General features: G+C 74.0%; 21 protein-coding genes and 3 tRNA genes. 18 read left to right on the forward strand and 6 right to left on the reverse strand.

The genetic code is table 11. From position 1 onward, the window contains the following. Positions 1–94: 94 nt before the first annotated feature. From ACA361_RS08725 to ACA361_RS08740, 4 genes are all read left to right on the forward strand, one after another. A complete protein-coding gene (locus tag ACA361_RS08725; RefSeq protein WP_375011310.1) occupies positions 95–1,051 on the forward strand; it encodes a CHAP domain-containing protein in 957 nt (318 codons plus the stop codon). Between the two features lie 39 nt (positions 1,052–1,090). Then, positions 1,091–1,162: transfer RNA gene (locus ACA361_RS08730), tRNA-Gly, on the forward strand. A gap of 42 nt (positions 1,163–1,204) precedes the next feature. Continuing rightward, positions 1,205–1,275 (forward strand) — tRNA-Cys (locus tag ACA361_RS08735). A gap of 11 nt (positions 1,276–1,286) precedes the next feature. Beyond that, positions 1,287–1,361, forward strand: a tRNA-Val gene (locus ACA361_RS08740). A gap of 160 nt (positions 1,362–1,521) precedes the next feature. Here ACA361_RS08740 and ACA361_RS08745 read toward each other — a convergent pair. Next, positions 1,522–1,899: a nuclear transport factor 2 family protein gene (locus ACA361_RS08745; RefSeq protein ID WP_375011311.1), complete on the reverse strand. Its 378-nt coding sequence runs from the start codon at positions 1,897–1,899 to the stop codon at positions 1,522–1,524. A 176-nt stretch (positions 1,900–2,075) separates the two neighbouring features. On the opposite strand from ACA361_RS08745, the gene ACA361_RS08750 reads away from it, so the two are divergent. From ACA361_RS08750 to ACA361_RS08765, 4 genes are all read left to right on the forward strand, one after another. Beyond that, the gene (locus ACA361_RS08750) at positions 2,076–3,008 is read left to right on the forward strand and encodes a BTAD domain-containing putative transcriptional regulator (protein ID WP_375011312.1); all 933 of its coding nucleotides are present in this window, start codon (positions 2,076–2,078) and stop codon (positions 3,006–3,008) included. Then, entirely contained in the window at positions 2,960–6,619 is a 3,660-nt protein-coding gene (locus ACA361_RS08755; protein WP_375011313.1) for a hypothetical protein, read from the forward strand. Before ACA361_RS08750 ends, ACA361_RS08755 begins: the two co-directional genes overlap by 49 nt. Positions 6,620–6,689: 70 nt before the next feature. Then, on the forward strand, positions 6,690–7,301 hold the full coding sequence (locus ACA361_RS08760; protein WP_375011314.1) for a hypothetical protein: 612 nt from the start codon (positions 6,690–6,692) through the stop codon (positions 7,299–7,301). After that, the gene (locus tag ACA361_RS08765; protein WP_375011315.1) at positions 7,298–9,838 is read left to right on the forward strand and encodes an NACHT domain-containing protein; all 2,541 of its coding nucleotides are present in this window, start codon (positions 7,298–7,300) and stop codon (positions 9,836–9,838) included. Before ACA361_RS08760 ends, ACA361_RS08765 begins: the two co-directional genes overlap by 4 nt. Before the next feature lie 29 nt (positions 9,839–9,867). On the opposite strand, the gene ACA361_RS08770 is transcribed toward ACA361_RS08765, so the two are convergent. Next, positions 9,868–10,374, reverse strand: a complete 507-nt coding sequence (locus ACA361_RS08770; protein ID WP_375011316.1) for a winged helix-turn-helix transcriptional regulator — start codon at positions 10,372–10,374, stop codon at positions 9,868–9,870. 73 nt (positions 10,375–10,447) lie between these two features. On the opposite strand from ACA361_RS08770, the gene ACA361_RS08775 reads away from it, so the two are divergent. Beyond that, on the forward strand, positions 10,448–11,227 hold the full coding sequence (locus ACA361_RS08775; protein WP_375011317.1) for a class I SAM-dependent methyltransferase: 780 nt from the start codon (positions 10,448–10,450) through the stop codon (positions 11,225–11,227). A gap of 97 nt (positions 11,228–11,324) precedes the next feature. Here ACA361_RS08775 and ACA361_RS08780 read toward each other — a convergent pair whose 3' ends face one another. Both ACA361_RS08780 and ACA361_RS08785 read right to left on the reverse strand, forming a co-directional pair. After that, positions 11,325–11,990, reverse strand: a complete 666-nt coding sequence (locus ACA361_RS08780) for a response regulator (RefSeq protein WP_375011318.1) — start codon at positions 11,988–11,990, stop codon at positions 11,325–11,327. Then, on the reverse strand, positions 11,987–13,270 hold the full coding sequence (locus tag ACA361_RS08785) for a sensor histidine kinase (RefSeq protein WP_375011319.1): 1,284 nt from the start codon (positions 13,268–13,270) through the stop codon (positions 11,987–11,989). The genes ACA361_RS08780 and ACA361_RS08785 overlap by 4 nt, the downstream gene beginning before the upstream one ends. 288 nt (positions 13,271–13,558) lie before the next feature. Here ACA361_RS08785 and ACA361_RS08790 point away from each other — a divergent pair, with 288 nt between their 5' ends. From ACA361_RS08790 to ACA361_RS08815, 6 genes are all read left to right on the forward strand, one after another. Beyond that, complete coding sequence (locus ACA361_RS08790) at positions 13,559–14,140, forward strand: heme-binding protein (protein WP_375011320.1); 582 nt, start codon at positions 13,559–13,561, stop codon at positions 14,138–14,140. A gap of 46 nt (positions 14,141–14,186) precedes the next feature. Beyond that, positions 14,187–14,846 carry an ankyrin repeat domain-containing protein gene (locus ACA361_RS08795; RefSeq protein ID WP_375011321.1) on the forward strand — a complete coding sequence of 220 codons (660 nt, stop codon included), beginning with the start codon at positions 14,187–14,189 and terminating at the stop codon, positions 14,844–14,846. Positions 14,847–14,866: 20 nt separating this feature from the next. Further along, on the forward strand, positions 14,867–15,367 hold the full coding sequence (locus tag ACA361_RS08800) for a hypothetical protein (protein ID WP_375011322.1): 501 nt from the start codon (positions 14,867–14,869) through the stop codon (positions 15,365–15,367). A gap of 162 nt (positions 15,368–15,529) precedes the next feature. Continuing rightward, positions 15,530–16,636, forward strand: a complete 1,107-nt coding sequence (menC, locus tag ACA361_RS08805) for an o-succinylbenzoate synthase (protein WP_375011323.1) — start codon at positions 15,530–15,532, stop codon at positions 16,634–16,636. 50 nt (positions 16,637–16,686) lie between these two features. Next, the gene (locus ACA361_RS08810; protein ID WP_375011324.1) at positions 16,687–16,815 is read left to right on the forward strand and encodes a response regulator transcription factor; all 129 of its coding nucleotides are present in this window, start codon (positions 16,687–16,689) and stop codon (positions 16,813–16,815) included. Positions 16,816–16,905: 90 nt separating this feature from the next. Beyond that, complete coding sequence (locus tag ACA361_RS08815) at positions 16,906–17,520, forward strand: hypothetical protein (protein ID WP_375011325.1); 615 nt, start codon at positions 16,906–16,908, stop codon at positions 17,518–17,520. A 60-nt stretch (positions 17,521–17,580) separates the two neighbouring features. Here ACA361_RS08815 and ACA361_RS08820 read toward each other — a convergent pair whose 3' ends face one another. Then, entirely contained in the window at positions 17,581–17,895 is a 315-nt protein-coding gene (locus ACA361_RS08820; RefSeq protein ID WP_375011326.1) for a helix-turn-helix transcriptional regulator, read from the reverse strand. 211 nt (positions 17,896–18,106) lie between these two features. Here ACA361_RS08820 and ACA361_RS08825 point away from each other — a divergent pair, with 211 nt between their 5' ends. Further along, positions 18,107–18,565 carry an STAS domain-containing protein gene (locus ACA361_RS08825; protein WP_375011327.1) on the forward strand — a complete coding sequence of 153 codons (459 nt, stop codon included), beginning with the start codon at positions 18,107–18,109 and terminating at the stop codon, positions 18,563–18,565. Between the two features lie 787 nt (positions 18,566–19,352). Continuing rightward, entirely contained in the window at positions 19,353–19,676 is a 324-nt protein-coding gene (locus ACA361_RS08830; protein WP_375011328.1) for a hypothetical protein, read from the forward strand. Here ACA361_RS08830 and ACA361_RS08835 read toward each other — a convergent pair. Beyond that, positions 19,673–20,020 carry an SDR family NAD(P)-dependent oxidoreductase gene (locus ACA361_RS08835; RefSeq protein ID WP_375011329.1) on the reverse strand — a complete coding sequence of 116 codons (348 nt, stop codon included), beginning with the start codon at positions 20,018–20,020 and terminating at the stop codon, positions 19,673–19,675. The genes ACA361_RS08830 and ACA361_RS08835 overlap by 4 nt on opposite strands. A gap of 133 nt (positions 20,021–20,153) precedes the next feature. Between ACA361_RS08835 and ACA361_RS08840 the strand changes: the two genes are divergently transcribed. Then, a complete protein-coding gene (locus ACA361_RS08840; protein WP_375011330.1) occupies positions 20,154–22,211 on the forward strand; it encodes a PQQ-binding-like beta-propeller repeat protein in 2,058 nt (685 codons plus the stop codon). Positions 22,212–22,226: the final 15 nt, after the last annotated feature.

Genomic DNA, 22,226 nt, shown 5'->3' on the forward strand with positions numbered 1-22,226 from the left:
GACCGGTTTTCCCGGCTGAACTTGCCACCTCTCCTTTACCCCGGCTACATTCCACCGAGATCGGAACGTGACCTTGGACCGGGCCAGGAGAGTCATGGACCCCATCGGCAAGAAGCTCCTCGAGATAGCCGAGGACAATCTCGGCTACACCGAGAAGGGCGACGGGTACACCAAATTCGGCGACTGGTGGACCAAGACGCAGGACTCCGATCACAACCCGTACTTCAAGACGGCGCCCTGGTGCGACATGTTCCTCGCCTGGGCCGCCGAGAAGGCCGGGGTCGAGGACCAGGCGGGCCAGTTCGCCGCCACCGTCGACCACGCCAAGTGGTTCGAGAAGCACGACGCCTGGGGCACCAAGCCCGAGCCGGGCGCCCTGGTGTTCTTCGACTGGAACGGCTCCAACGACATCGACCAGATCGACCACGTCGGCCTGGTCGAGAAGGTCGACGGCAAGACGATCCACACGATCGAGGCCAACGCCGACGGCTACAAGCTCATGCGCAAGAAGCGCGACATGGACACCATCGTCGGCTTCGGCTACCCCGGCAAGGTCGAGGTCAAGCAGGAGAAGTACACCCCGAAGCACGCCGCCCCGGCCCCCAAGGTCGAGTCCCTCACCGGCGCGTCGCCCCGTTCCCAGACCGGCGAGAAGACCTCCACCGCCGAGCTCCCCGCCCAGGAGGCCCTTCTCACCGGCGCCCTGGCGTTCGTCCTGTGCGGCACCGTCGCGCTCGCCGCCGGCAAGGCCGCCGCCGCCAAGGCCCCGACGGCCTCCCCCATCCGCGTCCGCAAGCGCGGCAAGCACCACCGCGTTCCCGTCCAGATGCCCGTCGACCTCACCCCGGCCGACCTGGACGCCGCCGAGAACGAGACCACCGTCATGCCCGCCCTCTCCCTCGCCGCCGCCCACGAGGCCGAGGACCGCGAGTTCTGGGGCCGCATCGCCCACTTCGAGGAGGACGACGAGCTGGCCTTCTGGGACTCCCTGCACGCCGAGTCCACACTCTCCAGCGCTTCCAAGTACGCATCCGCTCCAAGCTTCCGCTAAAGTTAACCCTGCGAGCCGGGGGAACCCCCCGGAGAGCAAGCGGAAGTGGCTCAGTGGTAGAGCATCACCTTGCCAAGGTGAGGGTCGCGGGTTCGAATCCCGTCTTCCGCTCTGAGGGGGCCTCTGCACCAGGCGACGCCGACGGCCTCGCTCGGTGGAGTGGCCGAGAGGCGAGGCAACGGCCTGCAAAGCCGTGTACACGGGTTCAAATCCCGTCTCCACCTCACCCGTACCCGGGCGATTAGCTCAGTGGGAGAGCGCTACCTTGACACGGTAGAGGTCACTGGTTCAATCCCAGTATCGCCCACCACTGTTTTCCCAGTTCAGGCCCTGTCTCACACCACCGAGACAGGGCCTGATCGTGCAACCGGGGAGATATCGTGCTGCCGCTGGTGGCCTTCGGCCTGGTGCACCGGCGAGCCGGAGCCCCGTCCATGACGGCATGGCTCGGCGAACTCCATATGGATCCGCTAATGCCCATCGGGTTGGCCGGGAGCGAAGGGCCACTCCTCGAACCGGATGCAGCGGCCGGCGATGTCGAACCGCAGGACCCACAGGTCACGCCAGCGCGACGGATCCTCGCTCAGGTAGTCGACCTCGACCCGCACCACCGCCGTGTCGCCGTCGACGGCCACGACCTCACTCAGGAACGCGAACCGCTCGCCGGGACCGTCGCGCTCGGAGTCCCACCATCGCCCCAGCCGAGCCAGCCCCACGATCGGGTCCGCCCATGGCGACGGCAGGTACGCCACCTCCGATGAGAACAGCTCGGCGAGCGGCTCGACGCCGGCCGTACGCCACGCCCGCTCGTACCCGGCGACCCACCTTTCGACAGCGTCTCTGTCCATGCCGCCATGCTGCCAGCCGGCCGACCCGGCTCGCCGACGGGCTCTGGTGCCGTCCGATCGCGTTCGGATTCGTTCCGGCGGTTCACTGGACGGCCGAACGCGCGTTCGATGTCGGTGTGATCTCTTGTGCGACCGGCGAGGGCGCCGGTGCCTGGATACGCGACCACGGGGGTAACGTGAGCGGGCGCAACGGGGAATCGGGGATTTCGCCTGACGACGGCATGGAGGCTTCCCCGCGGACGGCGATATGCATCGGGGTGCTGGGGCCGTTCCATGTGGCGGTGAACGGACGTGCGGTGTCCTTGACGGCGGGCAGGCTGCGGGCCCTGCTGGCGGCGCTGGCGCTGTCGCCGGGGCATGCGGTGACGGTCGAGCGGCTGGCAGCGGCATTGTGGACGGACGGGGATCTCCCGGGCAACGTCCGGCGGAGCGTGCAGACCTATGTCGCGCGGCTGAGGAAAGTGCTGGGCGCGGAGTCGATCGGTTCCACCCGGTATGGATATGTCCTGCGCACGGAGCCCGAACACATTGACGCGCTGCGGTTCGTCGAGTTGTTGCGCAATGCCGCTTCGGCGCCGGATACCGCGACGGAACGGGCATGGCTCGGGAAAGCGCTCGCGCTGTGGCGGGGAGAGCCCTTTGAGGGGGTGCCGTCCGCCCGGCTGGAGGAGTCGGAGGCGTCCTGGCTGCTCGAACGCTACCTTTCCGCGCTGGAACGGCGATTCGACCTGGATCTGGCCGCCGGCCGCCACCGCGAGCTGATCGTGGAACTGAGTGATCTGGCCGGACGGCATCCGCTGCGGGAGCCGTTGTGGATGCGGCTGCTCGTCGCCCTCGGCCTGGCCGGACGCCGTGCCGAGGCGCTGGCGCGGTACGAGACGATCCGTACCCGGCTGGTGGCCGAGCTGGGCGTGGACCCCGATCCGTCCCTTCAGCGCGTTCACGCCGATCTGCTGGTGGGCAGGCCGCCGGTGCCACGGCATATCGCCTTGACGGCGAATGTCAATGATCTTGATGATCTCATTCCGCCCCACCGGCATGATCGGTCACAATACGAGCCATGGCTCCCGGGGACGAAGACGGCCGCGACGAGGCGGCGGAACGGGTAACGGCCGGTTCTCATCCGATTTCGAACGGTGAGATCGAATGCCCTTACCAGGGGCTCGCTCCTTTCGAAGCCGACCGGGCCGAACTGTTCTTCGGACGGGTCCAAGCGACCCGCAATCTCCTTGACCGGCTGGCGCCGCGTCTGGAAGGGCAGGGAACCATCCTGCTGGTCTCGGGCGCTTCCGGTGTGGGCAAGTCGTCCCTGCTGAGGGCGGGCCTGATCCCGGCATTAGAGAAAGGCGCGCCGCCTCTCAAGGGAGCGGAGGATTGGCCGCGGCTGGTCGTCACTCCCACCTCCGCTCCCCTGCGCGCTCTGGCCGGGGCGTGGACGCGAGCGTTCGGCGGCGATCCCGGCGAGGCGAGCCGGCGCCTTGAGGACGACCCGGGCGAGGCGTTCTCCGACGCGGGCCGCCTCATCCTGGTCGTCGACCAGTTCGAGGAACTGTTCACCCTGGTCACCGACGAGGCGGCGCGGCAGGCGTACGTCCGCGCCCTGCACGCGCTGGCCACCGGGCCCGCGTCCGCCGGAGTGGTCATCGGCCTGCGCGCCGACTACTGGGACCGGTGCGCCGCCTATCCCCTGTTCGCCCGTGCCATCCAGGACGGGCAGGTCATCGTCGAACCGATGGACGAGGATGACCTGCGGCTGGCGATCACCGGCCCGGCCGCCGTCGCCGGCCTGGAGATCGAGCCCGGCCTGGTCGAGACGATCCTGGACGAGCTCCGCGCCGAGCGCGGCGGCGACCGGTACGAGGCCGGCGCGCTGCCGCTGCTGTCCCAGGCGCTGCGGAACACCTGGGACAGGCGCGAGGACGGCCGCCTGACCGTCCGGGGCTACGAGGAGTCCGGCGGGGTCCGCGACGCCGTCCGCCGCACCGCCGACGAGGTGCTGGAGTCGCTGCCGCCGGACGACCGCAAGACGGCGCTGCGGATCTTCCGCCGGATGACGCTGATCACGGCGGGGGGACGCCTCGCGCGGCGCCGCGTGACGCTGCGCGAGCTGCACTCCGCCGCGTCCGCCGACACCCGGCGGGGCCGGGAGGCGGTGGACGCGCTCGTGTCGGCGTTCGCCGGCCGGCGGCTGCTCACCCTGCACGAGGACGCCGCCGAGATCTCCCACGACGCGCTCCTCACCGCCTGGCCCAGGCTCCGGCAGTGGATCGAGCCGGATCTGACCGCGCAGCGCGTGTACGACCAGCTGATCGATGACGCCGGGGCGTGGGAGGAGCAGAAGCGCGACCCCGACATGCTGTACCGGGGCGCCCGCCTGCTGGCCGTCCAGGACAGCGAGCACCGCTGGCGGCGCGACCCGGCCAGCTTCCCGCCGCCCGGGCCCACCGTGGACGGCTTCCTGGCCGCCTCCGCCCGGGCGGCCCGGCGGGCCGGCCGGCGCCGCCGCTCGATCATGGCCTCGCTGGCGGTCCTGACCGTGCTGGCGGTGGCCGCCGCGGGCACCGCCGTCAGGGCGGCCGGCCAGGCCGACGCGCAGCGCGGGCTGGCCGTCTCCCGCCAGCTGGTGACGCAGAGCGAGATCGAGGCGGATCCGGCGGTCTCCGCGCTGCTGGCCGTCACCGCGTGGCGGATCGATCCCTCTCCCGAGGCCCGGCACCGCATGCTCGCCGCGGCCACGCGCACGGAGCGCGGCGCCCTCCCCCGCCACGGCGCGGACATCGACGACCTGGCGTTCAGCCCGGACGGGAGGATCATCGCCACGGCGGCCGGCGACGGGTCCGTCCGGCTGTGGGACGCGGCGTCCCGCCGGCTGCGGGGCGCCCCGGTCGTCCACGACCGCAGCGGCTGCGGGACGGGCCTGCACGCGGCCTTCAGCCCGGACGGGAAGACCCTGGCGACCGGCTGCTTCGCGACGATCCGGCTCTGGGACGTCGCCACCCGGCGCCTCCTCGGCCGCCCCCTGAACCTGGGCGGCCCGGAGGGCACCGGGACGCTCGCCTCCGTGCGGTCGATGGCGTTCAGCCCTGACGGCAGGCTCCTCGCGACCCCGAGCTACGAGGGCACGATCACGCTGTGGGACGTGCCCGGCCGGCGGCGGCTCTCCCCCGTCATCGGCCGCCCGTCCGGCAAGGCCGGCAGGTCCATCGACGCGGTGGCCTTCAGCCCGGACGGGAAGCGCCTCTACACCGCCGGAGCCGACGGCAGGGCGCGGATCTGGGACACCGCCGCGCACCGCCAGATCGGCGCCGACCTCACCGGCCACCGGAGGAACATCGTCGGCATGTCGCTCAGCCGGGACGGCCGGACGCTCGCCACCGCCGGCGACTCGACCGTCCGGTTGTGGGACACCGCCACCCGGCGCCAGATCGGGCCCCCTCTCCGCGACACCCGGGAGAACCGCCCCGTCCATGGGGTCGCCTTCAGCCCGGACGGGACGAGGCTCCTGGTCTCCGGCGAGAACAGCCGGATCCGGCTCTGGGACGTCGCCACCCGCACCCCGGTGGGACCGCCGCTCAACCAGCAGCCGGTGTACGGCGAGAAGGTCGCGTTCAGCCCCGACGGGAGGCTCGCCGCGGCCACGGACCTGGACGACTCGGTACGGCTGTGGGATCCGGTGCCGCTCCGGCAGCTCGGCCGTTCGATCCCCGCCCTCTCCGATATCCGATTCAGCCCGGACGGCACGATGCTGGCCGCACCCGGCCCGGCGATCCGGCCCGGTTCCAGGACCGCCGACCGAGCCGTCCGGATCTGGGACGCGGCCACCCAGCAGGCGATCGGCCGTCCCCTGTACCCGAGTGACGACCCGGACGCCGTGTTCAGCGAGGTGGCGTTCACCCCGGACGGGAAACGGCTCGCCACATCGGGCAACCACGCGGTACGGCTGTGGGAGACGTCCGCACAACGCCAGATCGGCCCGCCGGTACTCTCCGGCAAGCGCAACTGGCGGGCGAGCTTCAGCCCCGACCTGCGGACGCTCGCCATCAGGACGGAGGACTCCCTCGTCTTCTGGGACGTCGCGCTGCGGCGCGAATCCGGGCCGAGGATCACGATCCCCGAGCACACCGGCCACATCACGGCGCTCACCTTCGGCCCCGGCGGAAGGATCCTGGCCACGGCCAGCCCCGACGACCGCACCGTCCGGTTCTTCGACACGTCCACCCGCCGCCAGATCGGCGCCCCGCTGAACAACGCGGTGGACGGCGGCATCAGCCATGACATGGCCTTCGGCCCCGACGGCCGGACGCTGGCGATCACCTCTCCCAACGGCACGGTACGGCTGTGGGACGTGGCGAGCCGCCGGCAGGTCGGGAACACCTTGAGCGGCCACACCGGCACCGTCTACGCGACCGCGTTCAGCCCCGACGGGAGAACGCTGGCGACCGGGGCGGCGGACGAGACCGTACGGCTGTGGGACGTGGCGACCCAGCGCCAGATCGGGCCCCCGATGACGGGCCACACCGACTACGTGCACGTCCTCGCCTACGCGCCGGACGGGAGCCGGCTCGCCGCCGTCGACACGGACGGCACCGCACGGCTCTGGCACGTGGCCATGCCCGCGGACCCCGCCGCCGCGGCCTGCGCGGCCGCGGGCCGTTCCCTCACTCCCGCCGAATGGGAGCGGTACGTGCCGGGGGAAGAGTTCCGGCGCGTGTGCCGATGACCGCACGACCGCCCCTTCACGGACGGAGCCGGCAGTGATGTTCTTTCGAGGTCTCAGGAGAAGGACCGGCATGCCGGCCGCGGAGCTCGCCGCCCTGTTCCGGTCGATCGTCGACGACGGGCGGCGGTTCCATCCGATGGCCTCCGACTTCCTGAACCACTTCATGGACGGGGCCGCCGAGTCGCGGACGCTGCCGCGGCGCTGGATCCGGTCGTTCCGGGTGATCCGGAAGGCGGAGCGGAAGAACAGGCGCAGGTTCGAACGGCAGCTCGAACGTGCGGCCCGGCGGCTGCCCGACGGGGAGTCGTCCTGGCTGAAGGACCACTGGGACGCGCGGATCAACGCGTTCATCGGCACGGAGCTGTTCTACGTGAGCCGGATGAGCCTGCTGCGCTCGCGGGGCTCGTTCGTCCTGACCAGATCCGGTGCGGAGGTGCGGGTGTCGGGGACGGTCAGGCACCACTGGTTCGATCCCTACGACTGGGACCGCGGCCGGTGGGTGTTCATCCCCGGGCACGGTTTCGTCCCGATCGCGGTGGGCCGGGAACTGGTCGAGGCCGACGAGGCCCGCAACTTCCTGATGGAGTCGCGCCATGTGCAGACGCTGGAGGGGGTCTGCCGGGACGCCCGGGGATTCCGGCGCGCCCGGTCGCGGTTCGACTGGACGCTGGTGACCGGATGACCGGGGATCGTCCGCACCCGCCCGAGTCGCTCCCGCCCGATCCCGCCGAAGCGGGCTCGGTCGAGGAGTTCGTCCACGCCCTGGTCGAGCTCAGGAAGTGGGCGGGCGAACCGTCCCTCAGCAGGCTGCGGCAGCTCGGCGGCCGGACCGAGTCGCCCGACGGCGCCACGATCGACCTGCTGCCGAAGAGCACGGTCTCGCACACGCTGCGGCAGACCGGCAGGCTGCCGCGCTGGGATTTCGTGCGCGCGTTCGTGACCGCCTGCCTCCGCTACTGCGACCATCCGGCCGGGCGGATCCCCGATGAGCTGGAACGCTGGCGGGCGGCCAGGACGGCGCTGGCGGCGCCGAGCACGGCCGCGGCCGCGCCGGACGCGGTGCCCGCGGAGGCGGCGGTGCCCGCGGCCGGTCACCGGCCGGCGGCCGACGCGGCCGTGGTACTGCTGGCGCGGCGCGTGGCGCAGGAGGAGGACAGGGCGCGTAAAGGGGTGCTCGGCGGCTACAGCCTCGCACCGGTCTCCTTCGGCCCCGGTTCCGCCGGCGCCGGGGAGGGCGTCGAGGAGATCGGGCGGTTCCTCGCCGGGCTGAGCCCGCGGCGGCTGATGGTCGTGGGCCGATCCGGGGCGGGCAAGACCGTCCTCGCGATCGAGCTGGTGCTGCAGCTGGTCGAGCCGTTCCTCGCCGCCGGCCCGCCGGCCGGTGACCGGTCGATGGTCCCGGTACGGCTGAACGCGGCCCGGTGGAGGTCCGGGAAGGCGTTCGAGCCCTGGCTGGCCGAGCAGCTCGTGCAGGATCACGGGCTGCCGGACCGGGACGCGGCGCGGCTGGTGCGCGACCGCCGCGTCCTGCCCGTCGTGGACGGCCTCGACGAGCTCGACCCGGAACCGTCCACCGGCCCGCCCCGCCGCGCCATCGCGCTGCTGGCCGAGCTCAACCGGTACAGCGACCTCTCCGGAAGGCGGCCCGGCGCCGTCGTGGTGACCTGCCGTTCCGACCGCCAAGCCCAGCTGGCCGAGGCGCGGACGGGGCTCGACCACTCCACCCGCGTCCACCTGCGCGCCCTCACCAGGGAGCAGATCGGCTCGTACCTGCGCACCCGCTGGCCGGACGGGCACCCCTGCGCCCGGCACCGCGACGGCGTCCTCGCGGCCCTGTCCGGGGCGACGGGAGAGGCCGTCCACAGCGCGCTGGCGACACCGTGGCGGCTGCTGCTGACCGCGACCGCCGTGGAGTCCGGAGCCGCCCCGGACGAGCTGCTCCGCGCCGGCCCGGGCGCCGATCCCCGCGCGGAGGCCGGGCGGATCGCCCGCAGGCTCCTGGACGCCTACGTCCCCGCGGCGGCCAGGCTCACCCCGCGCAGCGGGCACGTCGCCGGATACAGCCCCGAGCAGGTGCGCACCTGGCTCGTCCACCTCGCCGCCCACCTGCGCCGGCAGGCTCGGCACGCCTCGGCGGACCGGTCCCCGCCGGGTCTGACGGCGACCGACCTCGTCCCGCACCTGTTATGGCCGATCGGCGGGCGCCGCCGGGTCCGTCTGCTGCATCTCCTGTGCTGCCTGGTCCTCACGGTCACCGCCATGGCGGCGTTCTGGGTGGGGTCGGGGCTCGACCGCGCCGGCGACCTGCTCGACGGACCGGCTCCGGGCCAGGGGCTCACGCTGGCGCTGATGGCGGGCTGGACGGCCATCGCCGCCGTCCTGTCGCTGTCGCCCTGGCCGGCCGCCGCCGGCGGACGGACCAACGTCCCCCGGCGGCGGCGCGTGGCCGGCGGCCTGGTCGGTGCCGCGGCGGCCGCGCCGGCCGGCGTCCTCGGCGGCCTGTGCGGGCTCGCGCTGACCGGCGGCCGGGTCTTCGGCCCCGGTTTCGCCGTCGCCGCCGGAGCACTGGGCGGTGCCGTCCTCGGGGCGGTGATCGGGCTGACCGCCGCCGGGCGCCCGCGGGCCGAACGCCCGAGCGTGGCCGAGGTGGCCCGCGCCGACCCCCTGATCCTGCTCGGCTTCGGGCTGTGCGGAGCCCTCACCGGGCTGCCGCCGCTGCGGCTGTCCCACGCCGGCCCCGTCCCGCTGGCCGTGGGGCTCTCCGGCGCCTTCGCGCTGGCGGTCGCGCTCGGGATGGTCTTCAGGATCGCCACCGGCGGCTGGAGCAAGGACGCGGAGCTGGCCCACCCCCGCGAGGCCCTCCACCGCAACCCGACGATCGGCGTGGCGTTCGGCCTCACCGGTGGCGTCGCCGCGTTCCTGGTCTTCATCATCGACCAGGACCTTCCGGTGGCGCTGGCGAGCGCGGTCACCGGCGGGGTCGCCTTCGGCCTGTCCTTCGGCGCGATCGCCTGGTGCCGCACCATGATCGGCCTGCTGGTCGCCGCGGCCCGCGGCCTGCTCCCCCTCCGGCTCTGGACGTTCCTCGACTGGGCGTGCGAGGCCCATCTGCTGCGCGTCAGCGGTGCCACGTACCAGTTCCGCCACCGCGAGCTCCAGGACTTCCTCACTTCCGCCGAGGAGGCGGCCGCCGTTCCCCGTTCCAGTCCGCCTTCGTGACGCGGCGGGTGCGGTGAGTGCGCGTGCTGTCAGGGCCGGGGCTCGCGGGCGGCGATGAGGGGGCCGAGGACGTGGGTTCCGGGGCCGATCCTGCCGCCCGGGCCGGGGAGCTGGGTGGTGTTGTCGGCGGTGAGTTCGCGGCCGCAGTGGGCGCACGTCATGAGGCCCCGGGTGTCGTGTCCGCACTCCAGGTGCCGGATGCGCACGGGCGGGCCGGACTCCTGGTACCAGCGGTCCCCCCAGCGCATCAGGGCGAGCAGGACGGGATACAGCTCCTTGCCCTTCTCGGTCGCCAGGTAGTGCTCGCGAGGCGGGTGATCCTGGTAGCGCTCGCGGACCAGCACGCCCTCGTCCACCAGGCGGGCGAGCCGGGCGGCGAGGACCTTGCGCGAGATGCCCAGGTCGCGTGCGAGGTCGTCGAAGCGGGTGACGCCGACCAGGACGTCCCGCATGATGAGCGCCGTCCACGCGTCCGCGAACAGGTCGGTGGCGCGCGCGATCGAGCACGCGACGTCGGTGAGCGGGGTTCTGGTCACCCGCCGACCCTACCCGATGGGTTTCCCCGGGGAACTGATGTAGGTTTCTTAAGGGAACTCAAAGGAGGGGGCCATGGGACCGATCATCGAGCTGGACTCGCGGGCGGCCGGTGTCGTCGACGGGCGCCATGTCCGGGCACTGACCTTCCAGGACGTCCGGCTGGAGTACGCGAGGTCGGTGCTGCGCCGGCTCGGCATCGAACCGGCCGGGCGCGACGCCCTGGTCGTCGGCAGCGGCCGCGGGCTGCTCGCCCGCGGGCTGGCCGGGCTCGGCATGGGCGTCGTCGCGCTGGACCCGTCCCCGGCGGCGACCGCGCTGGCGCGGGAGGCGGAGGCCGCGACCGGGGCCGTGCCCGGTGCCGGAACCGTCGAGTACGTGACCGCGCCGGCGGAGGACCCGGGGCTCGCCGGCGCGTCCTTCGACGTCCTCTTCTACACCGACACCTTCGAGATCACCGACGATCTCGAAGGTGCCGTCATGCACGCGGCCGGGCTGCTGCGGCCCGGCGGCGTCCTGTTCTACGACACCGTCAACCGGACCCCGGTCTCCCGCCTGATCTACCTGGGGGCCTTCCAGGCGCTGCCGCGGACCCGGATCATGCCGCGCGGCCGCTACACCGCCGCGCGGCTGCGGACGCCGGCGGAGGTCGCGGCGGCGCTGGCCGCTCACGGGCTGCGGAACGAGGACGTCTGCTCCTTCAAGCCCGCGAACGTCCTCGACCTGGTCCGGGCCACCGCCGCACTCCGGAAAGGAGAGATCGGCGACGAGGCGGTCCCGGCGCTGGCGGGGTTCGTGCTGGAGCCGGAGGGCAAGCCGATCGTCACCTATCTCGGGTACGCCCGGCCGGCGTGAGCGCCTCGCGTCCGAACGCTCCCCGGAGACCCGGAGGACCTGGCGAAGGGGCGGCTGGCCCGGCCGCGCTTCCGCCGCCGGCGCACGGGCACCGTCGTCAGGGGAGGAGGCGTTGTTCCTTGGCGGCGGCGACGGCGCCGGAGCGGGTGTCGACGCCGAGCTTGTGGTAGATGCGGCCGAGGTGGGTCTTGACCGTGGCCTCGCTGAGGAAGAGTGCCTTGGCGATGTCGCGGTTGGACAGGCCGCGGGCCAGCTGGGCGAGGATGTCGCGTTCCCGGTCGGTGAGGGCGGGGCGCGGGTTGCGCATCTGGGCCATGACGCGGTGGGCGACGGGGCCGGAGAGCGCGGTGCGTCCCGCGGCGGCGCTGCGGATGGCGGCGAACAGCTCGTCGGGGCGTTCGGCCTTGAGCAGGTAGCCGGTGGCGCCCGCCGCGATGGCGCGGGTGATGTCGGCGTCGGTGTCGTAGGTGGTGAGGACGAGGACGTGGACGGCGTCCCCGAAGGCGGCGGTGATCCGGCGGGTGGCCTCGACGCCGTCCATGCCGCCGCCGAGTTGCAGGTCCATGAGGACGACGTCGGGGGCGGTCTTGGCGGTGAGCGCGACCGCCTCCTCGCCGCTGCCGGCCTCGCCGACCACGTCGATGCCGGGCGTGCTGCCGAGCAGGGCGAGCAGTCCCGCGCGGACCACGGCGTGGTCGTCGCAGAGCAGCAGCCGCACGGGCGCGGCCGGGTCCCCGGCACCGGCGGGTTCGGGTCCGGTCATGGGGCGGGAACCTCCTGTGAGGGAAGCGGAACGGCGGCGGACACGACGGTGCCGTCACCGGGCGCGGACTCGATGGTGAGCGTCCCGCCGAGCTGCCGGACCCGGGCGCGGATCGCGGGGATGCCGTGGCCGCGGACGCCGGCGGCGTGCTCGGGCAGGGTTCCGGTGTCGAAGCCGCGGCCGTTGTCGGCGATGTCCAGGCGCACCTCGTCACCGAGGTAGGTCAGGGTCATGGCGGCACGGGTGGCGCCGGAGTGCTCCCGGACGTTGGCCAGGGCGCCCTGGGCGATGCGCAGCAGCGCGGACTGCACGCCGGCCGGCAGCGGGTCCGGCCCGGGAGTGCCGTCGACGAGGCACTCGACGGTGCGTCCGGCGGTCGTCTCGCGGTCGGCGAGCCCGCGCAGCGCGGGTTCCAGGCCGCCGCCCTCGGCCAGGTCGGCGGGCGCGAGGTCGTGGACGAAGCGGCGGGCGTCGGCGAGACCGCGTTCGGCGATCGAGGCGGCGGTGCGCACGTGCTCGCGGGCCCGCTCCGGATCGGCGTCCCACTGCCGTTCGGCGGCCTGGAGCAGCATCCGCTGGCTGGACAGGCCCTGGGCGAGGGTGTCATGGATCTCCATGGACAGCCGCTGCCGTTCGGCGAGGGTGCCTTCGCGGCGTTCGGTGGCGGCCAGCTCGCGGCGGGTGCGGATCAGATCGGTGATCAGCGCGGACTGGCGGGCGGACTGCCGGTCCATGTAGGTGAAGACGGCGGTGGCCAGCGCGGCGACGGCGGCCGGCCCGACGACCAGGTCGATGTCGAAGCGGTCGGCCAGCCGGAGCTGCGCGAAGATCACGAACCCGGTGAAGCCGGTCACCAGGACGTAGGCGGCGGGCGGCGGCAGGGTGCGCAGCGCGGTGTAGAACAGCGGCACGGCGCACCAGGAGAAACTGGGGGCGAGGGCGACCAGCACGGTCCAGTCCGCCACCAGCGCGCACAGCCAGAACAGGGTGGGGAGCGGCGGGCGGCCGGGGCCGGAGGAGAAGCGCACCGCGCCGTCCCCGCCGATCCCCGCGGGCCCGCCCGCGGCCGTCCGCCGGCCGAGGACGTACAGCACGGCGAGGGCACCCGCCAGGGCGAGGACGGCGGGCGCCTCCGGATTGCCGCCGTGCCGCTGCACGTAGCGCGCCACCGCGGAACCCAGCAGCAGGAAGAACGCCAGGTGGATCACGAACGTCAGCCACGGGGCGCCGTCCCCCGGGCCCGCGGAGGCGCCGCGGACGGGCGGGCGGCTCGGCGGCATGGTCGTTCCTCTCCGGTCCGGGGACGCCGGGACGGCGACGGCGCGGCGGCCGGGGCCGTGCGCGGACCCGGCGGCGGGCACCCTCCGCCCGCCCGGTACACCCCTGTGAGCTGGGCAAACACCTCCATTATCGCCTGCCCGGACGCGGGCGGGGTCAACCGTTCGGATGACCCTGGCGTCGGCCGTCCGGTGCGCCGGGAGCAGCCGTAGCGCCGACGGCCGGACGGGGTTCGCGGATGGAGGCTGGTGGCACGGCAGGATCAACCGACACGAGAAGGAGCCGTCCCCATGGAGCGCACGACCAGGAAGTTCTCCACCCGCGCCAAGATCGCCGCCTCGGCCACGGTCCTGGCGGCGGCCGGCCTCGGCGCGCTCGGCACGGCGGCCGCCGCCGCGCAGCCCCAGGCCGCACCGGCCGCCGCGCCCGCCGCCGCTCCGGCGGATCTCCAGGCCAGGACCACGACGACCACCGCCCACCTGACGGCCGACACCGCCACCCGCGCCGCGCAGGCCGCGATGAGGGCCGCGCAGAAGGAGGGCCAGCGGGTGACCGTCGCGGTGGTCGACCGCAACGGCAACACGATCCTCACCATGCGCGGTGACGGCGCCGGCCCGCAGTCCTACGAGTCCGCGATCAAGAAGGCGTGGACGGCCACCGCGTGGAACTCCCCCACCTCCAGGCTGGTCGAGCGGCTGAAGGACGCCCCGACGCTGGCCGACATCCCGAACACGCTGTTCCTGGGCGGCGGCGTCCCCGTCGCCCACAACGACGCGCCGGTCGCGGGCATCGGTGTCGCGGGGGCGCCGTCCGGAACCCTGGACGAGAAGTTCGCGCAGGCCGGCCTCGCCGCCATCAGCAACGGCCGCTGACCCGGCGCCGGGCCCGCCCGGTCCCTTCCACGAGAGGAGTCACGTCATGGTGAAGGTGAAGAGGTCGCCGTCCCAGGCCGACCGTGTCCTGCTGGACGCCGCCCGGTCCGGTGACGCCGCGGCCGTCGTCGGCGCGATCGAAGCGGGCGCCGGCGTGGAGGCCCGCGACGAGGACGGGCGCAGTGCGCTGCTGCTGGCCGCCCTCTACGACCGGGTGGAAGCGGGCCGGGTGCTCGTCGGCCTCGGCGCCGACGTGAACGCCCAGGACGCCCGGCGGGACAGCCCGTGGCTGGTCACCGGCGTGACCGGCAGCGTGGAGATGATGCGCGTGCTCCTGCCGGGCGAGCCCGACCTGACGCTGACGAACCGGTTCGGCGGGGTGTCGGTGATCCCGGCGAGCGAGCGCGGCCACGTCGGGTACGTGCGCGCCGTCCTGGCCGAGACCTCCATCGACGTGAACCACGTCAACGACCTCGGCTGGACGGCGCTGCTGGAGGCCGTGATCCTCGGGTACGGCGGCCGCGCCCACCTGAAGGTCGTCGAGATCCTCCTCGCTGCGGGGGCGGATCCGCTCCTCCCGGACGGCGACGGCGTGACGGCGCGCGCGCACGCCGAACGCCGCGGTTTCCAGGAGATCGCCGCCGTCCTGGAGGAGGCCGAGATCTTTAGAGGCGGCAAACTCGGGCAAACCACAGCGGACACGTAGGCTCACTCCCCGGAGTACCGATGCCGTCCAGCTTCCTGCCCATCCTCATCGCCCTTGCGGCCGTGGTCCTCCTCGGCGCCGTGGTCCGGCTCATCGCCCAGTGGACCCTCGAACGCCGGGCGTGGGGCGACTCGCGGTCCCGCCTCTCGCGCGCCGACCGCCGGGAGATCCGCCGCTCGTCCAGAACGGGCGGGCCGGTCGGCACCCCGCGCCTGGCCGAACCCGCCATCCGCTACCAGGAGACGCTGCTGGCGCGGCTCACCCGCGCGAAGCGCGCCGACGACAACAGCCAGGCGCAGGCGTTCATGCGCGTGCTGCTTCCACTGGTGGGCGTGATCGCGATCATCCTCGGGCTCCTCGGCGCGGGGACCTGGCACTTCATCGCCGGCGCCGTCCTCCTCGGCATGGCGGCGCTGCGCCTGACACCGGCCGAACGCCGGATCAGCGCGCGCGAGGAACGCCGCCTCCAGCGCCTGCGCGCGGCGATGAACGCCAACCAGCCGCTCTCGCCCGGCCCCTGACGGCGTCTCGCCGCTCCCCGGGCCCGGTCCGTCCGCTTCTCCTCGAGGGTCCGTTCGCCCGGCGTCCGCTTCGGGAGCCGCGGCGGCCTGGGCCCTGGAGGCGGTGGCTTCCACTGGGTACGGTCGGGGAACGGCCGGAGAAGCCGAGGAGCCATCGCTGCCATGAGAGTCTCGGGAGTCGAACTGCGGCGGATCGCGATGCCTTTGAAGGCGCCGTTCCGCGCGTCCATCGGGACCTTCACCTCGCGTGAGGTGCTGCTGGTCCGGCTCGTGACGCCGGAGGCGGAGGGCTGGGGCGAGTGCGTGGCCCTGCCGGACCCGATCTACAGCTCCGAATACGTCGATGGCGCCGCTGACGTGATGCGGCGTTTCTTCGTTCCGGCGCTGACGGCGGTCACCGACGCGCACGCGGTCGAACGGGTGTTGCGGCCGTTCAAGGGCCATCGGATGGCCAAGGCGGCATTGGAGACCGCCCTGCTCGACGCCGAGCTCCGTGCCTGCGGGCGGTCGCTGGGGTCCTTTCTGGGGGCGGCCCATGACCGGGTGGCGTGCGGGGTGTCGGTCGGCATCCCCGACACCGTTGAGGCCCTGCTGGACGAGGTCGCGGCTCACCTGGCCGAAGGCTATCTGCGGGTCAAACTGAAGATCAGACCTGGCTGGGACGTCGAACCGGTGCGTGCCGTCCGCCGCGCCTTCGGCGACGACCTGGCGCTCCAGGTGGACGCCAACGCCTCGTACACCCGCGCCGACGCGCGGGCGCTGGCGCGGCTGGACGAGTTCGGCCTGCTGCTGATCGAGCAGCCGCTGGCCCACGACGACCTGGTGCAGCACGCCGGGCTGGCCCGGACGCTCTCGACCCCGCTGTGCCTGGACGAGTCGATCGAGTCGGCCGCCGACGCCGCCGCCGCGATCTCGCTGGGAGCGGCCTCGGTCATCAACCTCAAGCCCGGCCGGGTCGGTGGATACCTGGAGGCGCGCCGGATCCACGACCTGTGCGTCGCTCACGGCGTGGCGGTGTGGTGCGGCGGGATGCTGGAAAGCGGCATCGGCATGGCCGCCAACCTCGCGCTGGCCGCCCTCCCGGGCTTTTCGCTGCCCGCGGACACCGCGCCCTCCAACCGCTATTTCACCGCTGACGTCACCGGACCGTTCGAGCTGTCCGGCGGGCATCTGCCCGTCCCGACCGGCCCGGGCATCGGTACGGCGCCGCTGCCGGACCGCCTGGCGGAATTCACCAGGTCGACAGAATGGATCCCTCTTCAAAACTGATCCCGGCATGGCGCGTTCGAGGGCTCGCCGGAGCGGGGGCGCGGTACCTCGTGGTCAGCGAGCACACCGTCCGGACCCACATCAGCCACCTGTTCACCAAACTCGGCGTGCGCGACCGCGCCCAGGCGGTCATCACGGCCTACGAGAGCGGCCTGGTGACTCCGGGCAGCGGCACGTAGACCCGCCGAGCCGCGCGGACGGCCGTGCGCGGGCTCCGAGCAGTCCGATTAGGCTGTGGCGTCCCGGTTCCGCCCCTGGATGGAGGTCGTGTGTCCGTCGGTTCCGCCGTGCGGCGGGGTGGCCTGGTGCTCGGCGTGGCCCTGGCCGGGTTCGCGCTCGCCTCGGCCGGCTACCTGTGGCTGGGCACGGGCGGCGGGGCCGTGCTCGTCGTGTGCGGGGTGCTCGCGTCGCTGATGGCGCTGGGGTGGCTGTACGGGAAGCGGCGGCGGGCCCGGCCGGTGCCGCTCGTGCTCGGCGTCGTGGCGGTGTTCGTGCTCAACATCGTCGGCGTCGTGGCCGTGCGGGACGCCGCGATGACGATGGTCGGTGTCGACACCCGGGCGGTCGTGGAGCGGACCTGGACGAAGGAGAACCGCGGTTCCACGAGCCACCACTGCACGCTGCGCCTTCCTGACGGCACCGCGCTGCCCGGCGAGCTCGCGACGAACTGCGAGGGGTACGAGCGCGGCGACGGCATCCTGGTCGTGGTCGATCCGCGGGGACGTTTCGCGCCGGTCGGCGGCCCCAGGTCGGACCTGCCCGCGGCGGGCGAGAGCCAGGTGGCCGCGGCCGCCGGCCTGGTGCTGCTGGTCTCGATCGCGATCGGAGGCATGCCGGAGCGGCTCCGGCGGCCCGGATCACCGGGAAGGACGGGCGATCGCTGAGCCGCGCGGCCGGCGGGCCTCCGCCCGGATCCGGCGGAACCGGGCGGCCCGGGGCGGCGGTCAGCCGGTGGCGTGCGCGATGTCGTCGGCGAACAGCGCCAGCAGGTCGCGCACGTCGTGGTCGGCCTCGATCGGGTGGCGGAAGGGCATGTCGGGGTCGACCGTGTAGGTGTTGCGGCGGCCCACGCGGGTGCGGGTGAGGTAGCCGCCCTCTTCGAGATCGTTGATGATCAGCTGGGCGGCGCGCTCGGTGATCCCGATCTCCTGGGCCACGTCCCGCATCCGGATGTCGGGGCTGCGGGCGATGAGGATCAGGACGCGGGCGTGGTTGGTCAGGAAGGTCCAGGTCTTCTTGTGCTCGGGCGAGGTCTCCACTCGTTCACCTCGTGGTTCCGCGTTTTTGTGCCGCCGTCCGCCTACCGGGGTACGGCTCGGCGCGGGCAGGGCGGCAGGAGTTCACTCCCCCATCATACGACTCTCCTTTGGCGAATATCGTTTCGCGTATTACACTTGCCGCGTCCGGATCCGGACCCGTCTGTGCTCGTAACGATGAGAGTGGGGATGCCTCGTGCTGATCAAGCCGTCCATGCCGCAGTCTCTGTCGTCGGACGCGGAACCGCTCGCGGCCGCCATGCCGGCCGATCCCGCCGGCGACACACCCCGCCGCGAGCTGGAGATCCGCACATCGCGGCAGGGGCCGCTGCAGATCCTGCACCTGGCCGGCGCCCTGCACGCCTCGACCGTGGTCACCGCCGAAGCGCAGATCCTGTCGACCGTCGTGCTCACCCCGCGGCCGCTGCACCTCGCGCTGGACCTGACCGAGGTGACGCGGATCGACTCCGCCGGGACCGCCCTGCTGGCCAAGGCCCGCTTCGCCGTGCACGCCGCCCGCGGCACGCTACATCTCGTCGCCCCGGCCGGCAGCCCCGCCCGGATCGCCCTCGACTCCGGCCCGGCACGTTCGGCACGCGGCCGGGTCGAGCGCGTCACCGACATCCGGCTGCCGTCCGCCGCCGCTCCGCGGGCAGGTGCAGACGCCGGGTAGCGGGTCGTCGCTGGATTCGGCGGCGGTCAGGGCGCGCAGGGCGCAGGCGAGGTCGGCGTGGACCCAGCCGGCCCGTTCCAGGCCGCTGCGCCGCAGCGGGACGGCGGCCGTCGGGCCGCCGGCGGCCACCGCGAACCGCACCCCCAGGTCCTGGGCGGCGTGCGCGGCGGTCACCATGGCCGACAGGCCGCCGGCGTCCAGGCACTCCAGCTCGGCCAGATGCACGATGACCGCCACCTCGCCGCCCGTGCGGGCGGCCTGATCGAGCGCCACGACCAGATGGCTGCACAACGCACGGCGGCTGGTCACGTCTCCGCGGCCGTGCAGGGTGAGAAGCACGTGGCGGCCCAGCTTGGAGGTGTCCACCTGCAGCCGGGAACCACGGTCGTTCCTGTCGATCATTGACGTCCGCCCGTTTTATTGAGAGATGCCGGATACCTGGGGGCCGCTCTGGCCGTCGAGACGTAAACTGGCAACATCAATTACCTGAAATAATAATCGCCAGTTCGGTTTCGTACTAGGGTTTTCGCTGGTGGACCGGCCAGTCCCACGCCACCAGCGGTGACCGCCGCGGTCGGGGGTGCAGAGGGGGCGCGCCGACCACGACGGTCGAGACCCGGCTCCCGGACCGCCCCGGGCCTGGGCCGGTGCCGGTCCGCCATCCTTCACCGGGGGACGAGCCCGTGGAGGGAACACGTCCACGACTCGAAGGGCTCCGCCGATGAGCGTCTCGCCGCCCGCCCGTCCCCTCGGGCCACCCGGGCCCGACCCGGGCCCGGAGCCGGCCATGCTCGACGCCGTACGCCCCGCCCGTCCGGACTGGCTGCGGCTGGGGGCGCGCCAGCTCTACTCCTGGGACGTCCCGGCCCGGGGGCACGGCGGCGTCGCGCGGCACCCCGCCACCGCCATCAGCGAGGTCGTCCGTGCCCTGCAGGGCGCCCCTGCCGGCAGTGTCGGCACCGTGCAAGGGGTCGTGCTGTCGGGCAGCGGCCACGCCGAGTACGACCCGTTCGGCGAGGCCACGCGGTTCCACCGGGACGCCGACGGCACCGTCACCCTCGGGCCCGGCGCGACGCACCAGCGGCACCCGCCGCGCCGCGGCACGGTTTAGCGCCCGGCCGGCCGCGCCGGCTCACCAGGGCAGGGGGCGGCCGTCGCGGAAGAATCCGCCGGTCGGGCCGCCGTCGGGCAGGGTGGCGGCCCAGACGATCCCGGCCGCGCCCTCGGCGACCGGACGGCCGCCCGGGTGACGTCCTCCCCGGAGGTGACGTCGAACTGCATGGGGACGGCGCCCCCGCCGACGTCCTCGGCCGCGGCGCGGGCGGCGTCCGGCGACCGGGCGGTGAGGAGGACGGTGTGGCCGAGGTCCGCCAGCCGCCGGCAGACCTCCCGGCCGATCCCGCGGTTGCCGCCGGTCACCAGCGCGATCATCGCCCCATCCTCCACGGTGCTCATGCCGCAGATCATGGCAGGCCGATCGCCGCGCCGCCGGAGCCGTTCCACCGATGAGGCCGCCCGGACGCGGGCGGGTCGAAGTTTTTCCGGCGGAAGGGTGGATCCCGGGCGCCCGGTGTGCGTCATTGATGCCATGGAACGGCTGACACCGGACGATCCGGTGCGCATCGGGCCGCACGTGCTGGTCGCCCGGCTCGGTGCCGGGGGCATGGGACGGGTCTATCTCGGCCGCACGCCGGCCGGGACGCCGATCGCCGTCAAGGTGATCCACGAGCATCTGGCGCGGGACCCGCGGTTCCGGGCGCGGTTCCGGCGGGAGGTCGCGAACGCCCGGCTGGTCAGCGGCGCGTTCACGGCGCCCGTGCTGGAGGCCGATCCCGAGGCGCCCACGCCGTGGCTGGCCACCGCGTACCTGCCGGGCCTGTCGCTGCAGGAGGCGGTCCGGACGCACGGGCCGTTCCCGGTGGAGGCGGCGCTGGCGCTGGCGGCCGGGCTGGCGGAGGGGCTGGACTCCATCCACCGGGCCGGTGTGGTGCACCGCGACCTGAAGCCGTCCAACGTGCTGCTCAGCGGCGAGGGCCCGCGGATCATCGACTTCGGGATCGCCAGGGCGGCCGACGACCACGCGCTGACCCGTCCCGGCGGGGTCCTGGGCACGCCCGGCTACATGTCGCCCGAGCAGGCCGCCGGGCGGGAGGTGGGCCCGGCGGGCGACGTCTTCGCGCTGGGCGCGGTGCTGGGGTTCACCGCCGCCGGGCGCCGGGTGTTCGGCGACGGCCCGCTCCCGGTCATGGTCCACCGGGTGCTGCACGAGGACCCGGACCTGGACGGGATCCCCGACGCGTTCCTGCGCGGCCTCGTCGCCGACTGCCTCGCCCGCGACCCCGCGCTGCGTCCCACGTCGGCGATGCTGCTGGACCGGCTGAGCTGGACCGGCACGGCGCCGGTGGGCGTCGGGTGGCTGCCCGCGCCGCTGGCCGAGGCGGTACGGGACCGGCAGGCGCGGCCGCCGCCGGCCACCCTGATGCTGCCGCGGCGGGTCCGCCGGAGGCGGCTGCTGATCGCCGGCGGGCTCGCGGGGGTGGGGGCGGCGGGCGCCGGGCTGGGCGAGCTGACCGCGTGGCGGCGGTCCCGGACCGGGACGTCGCCGCGGGCGCCCGAGACGCCCGCGGCCGCGGGCGGCGGCCCCGCGGGCGGCGGCCCGGCGGAGGGACGGGTGCGGTGGCGGCTCCGGGACCAGCGCGCGGAGGCGGCTCCCGTCACCGACGCGCGGACGGCGTACGCGGTGACCTCGGCCGGCGACCTGATGGGCGCCGGCGGGTGGCTCCTGGCCGTCGACGCCCGGACGGGGAAGCAGCGCTGGAAGCGGGACATCAGGCGCTCCTCCGAACGGGCGGCGCTCGCCGGGGACACGGTCGTCGCGCTCGAGACGGGCGGCCTGCGCGGCGCCGCCCGCGGGGCGCGCTGGGCGCTCACCGCCTTCGACACCGAGAACGGGCGGCGACGGTGGACGGCGCCGCTGACCGCTCCGGTGCGGCCGCCGATCGCGGCGGACGGGCTGGTGATCGTGGCGGCGGGCGCGCTGATGGCGTTCGATCTCCGTACCGGGGCCGAGCGGTGGCGGCGCTCGCTCGGCTGGGCCGGGAGCCCGCCGGTGCTGGCCGCCGGCGGCGGGGCTCTCTGCGTCCTGGCCGGCGAGGAGTTCCGGGTCCTGGAGGCGGCGTCGGGCGCGACCATGTGGACCCATCGCGCCGAGGGCCGGGCGGCGGCCTTGCCGGACGCGGGCACGGTCTACGTCACCGGCCTGGGGAACCGGCTCCATGCCGTACGGCAGGGCAAGGCCGTCTGGAGCGCGCAGGCGGGGAAGGTCGTCCGGCCGCCCGTGCTGTACGGCGATGCCGTCGTCGTGCAGGACACGGCCGGCTTCGTGCGCGCGTTCGACCGGGGCACCGGAAGGCAGCGCTTCGCCGTGCCCGTCGAGGCCGGCGGCGCCGAGACGGCGACGTCCCCGCCGGCCCGCGCCGGCGGCACGCTCTACGCGCCCGGCGGCGGCGCCGTGCACGCCGTCGACCTGGATCGCGGGCGCCTGCTGTGGCGCGCCCGCCTCGACGCCGAGATCGACGGGCTGGCCGCGGCCGCCGGGGCCGTCGTCTGCTCGGCCGGCGGCCTGGTCGCCGTCACCGGCCCCTGACCCCTGGAGAGAACG

This window comes from Actinomadura sp. 21ATH, from assembly GCF_041951345.1.
In the GTDB taxonomy this organism is placed as follows: Bacteria; Actinomycetota; Actinomycetes; order Streptosporangiales; family Streptosporangiaceae; genus Spirillospora.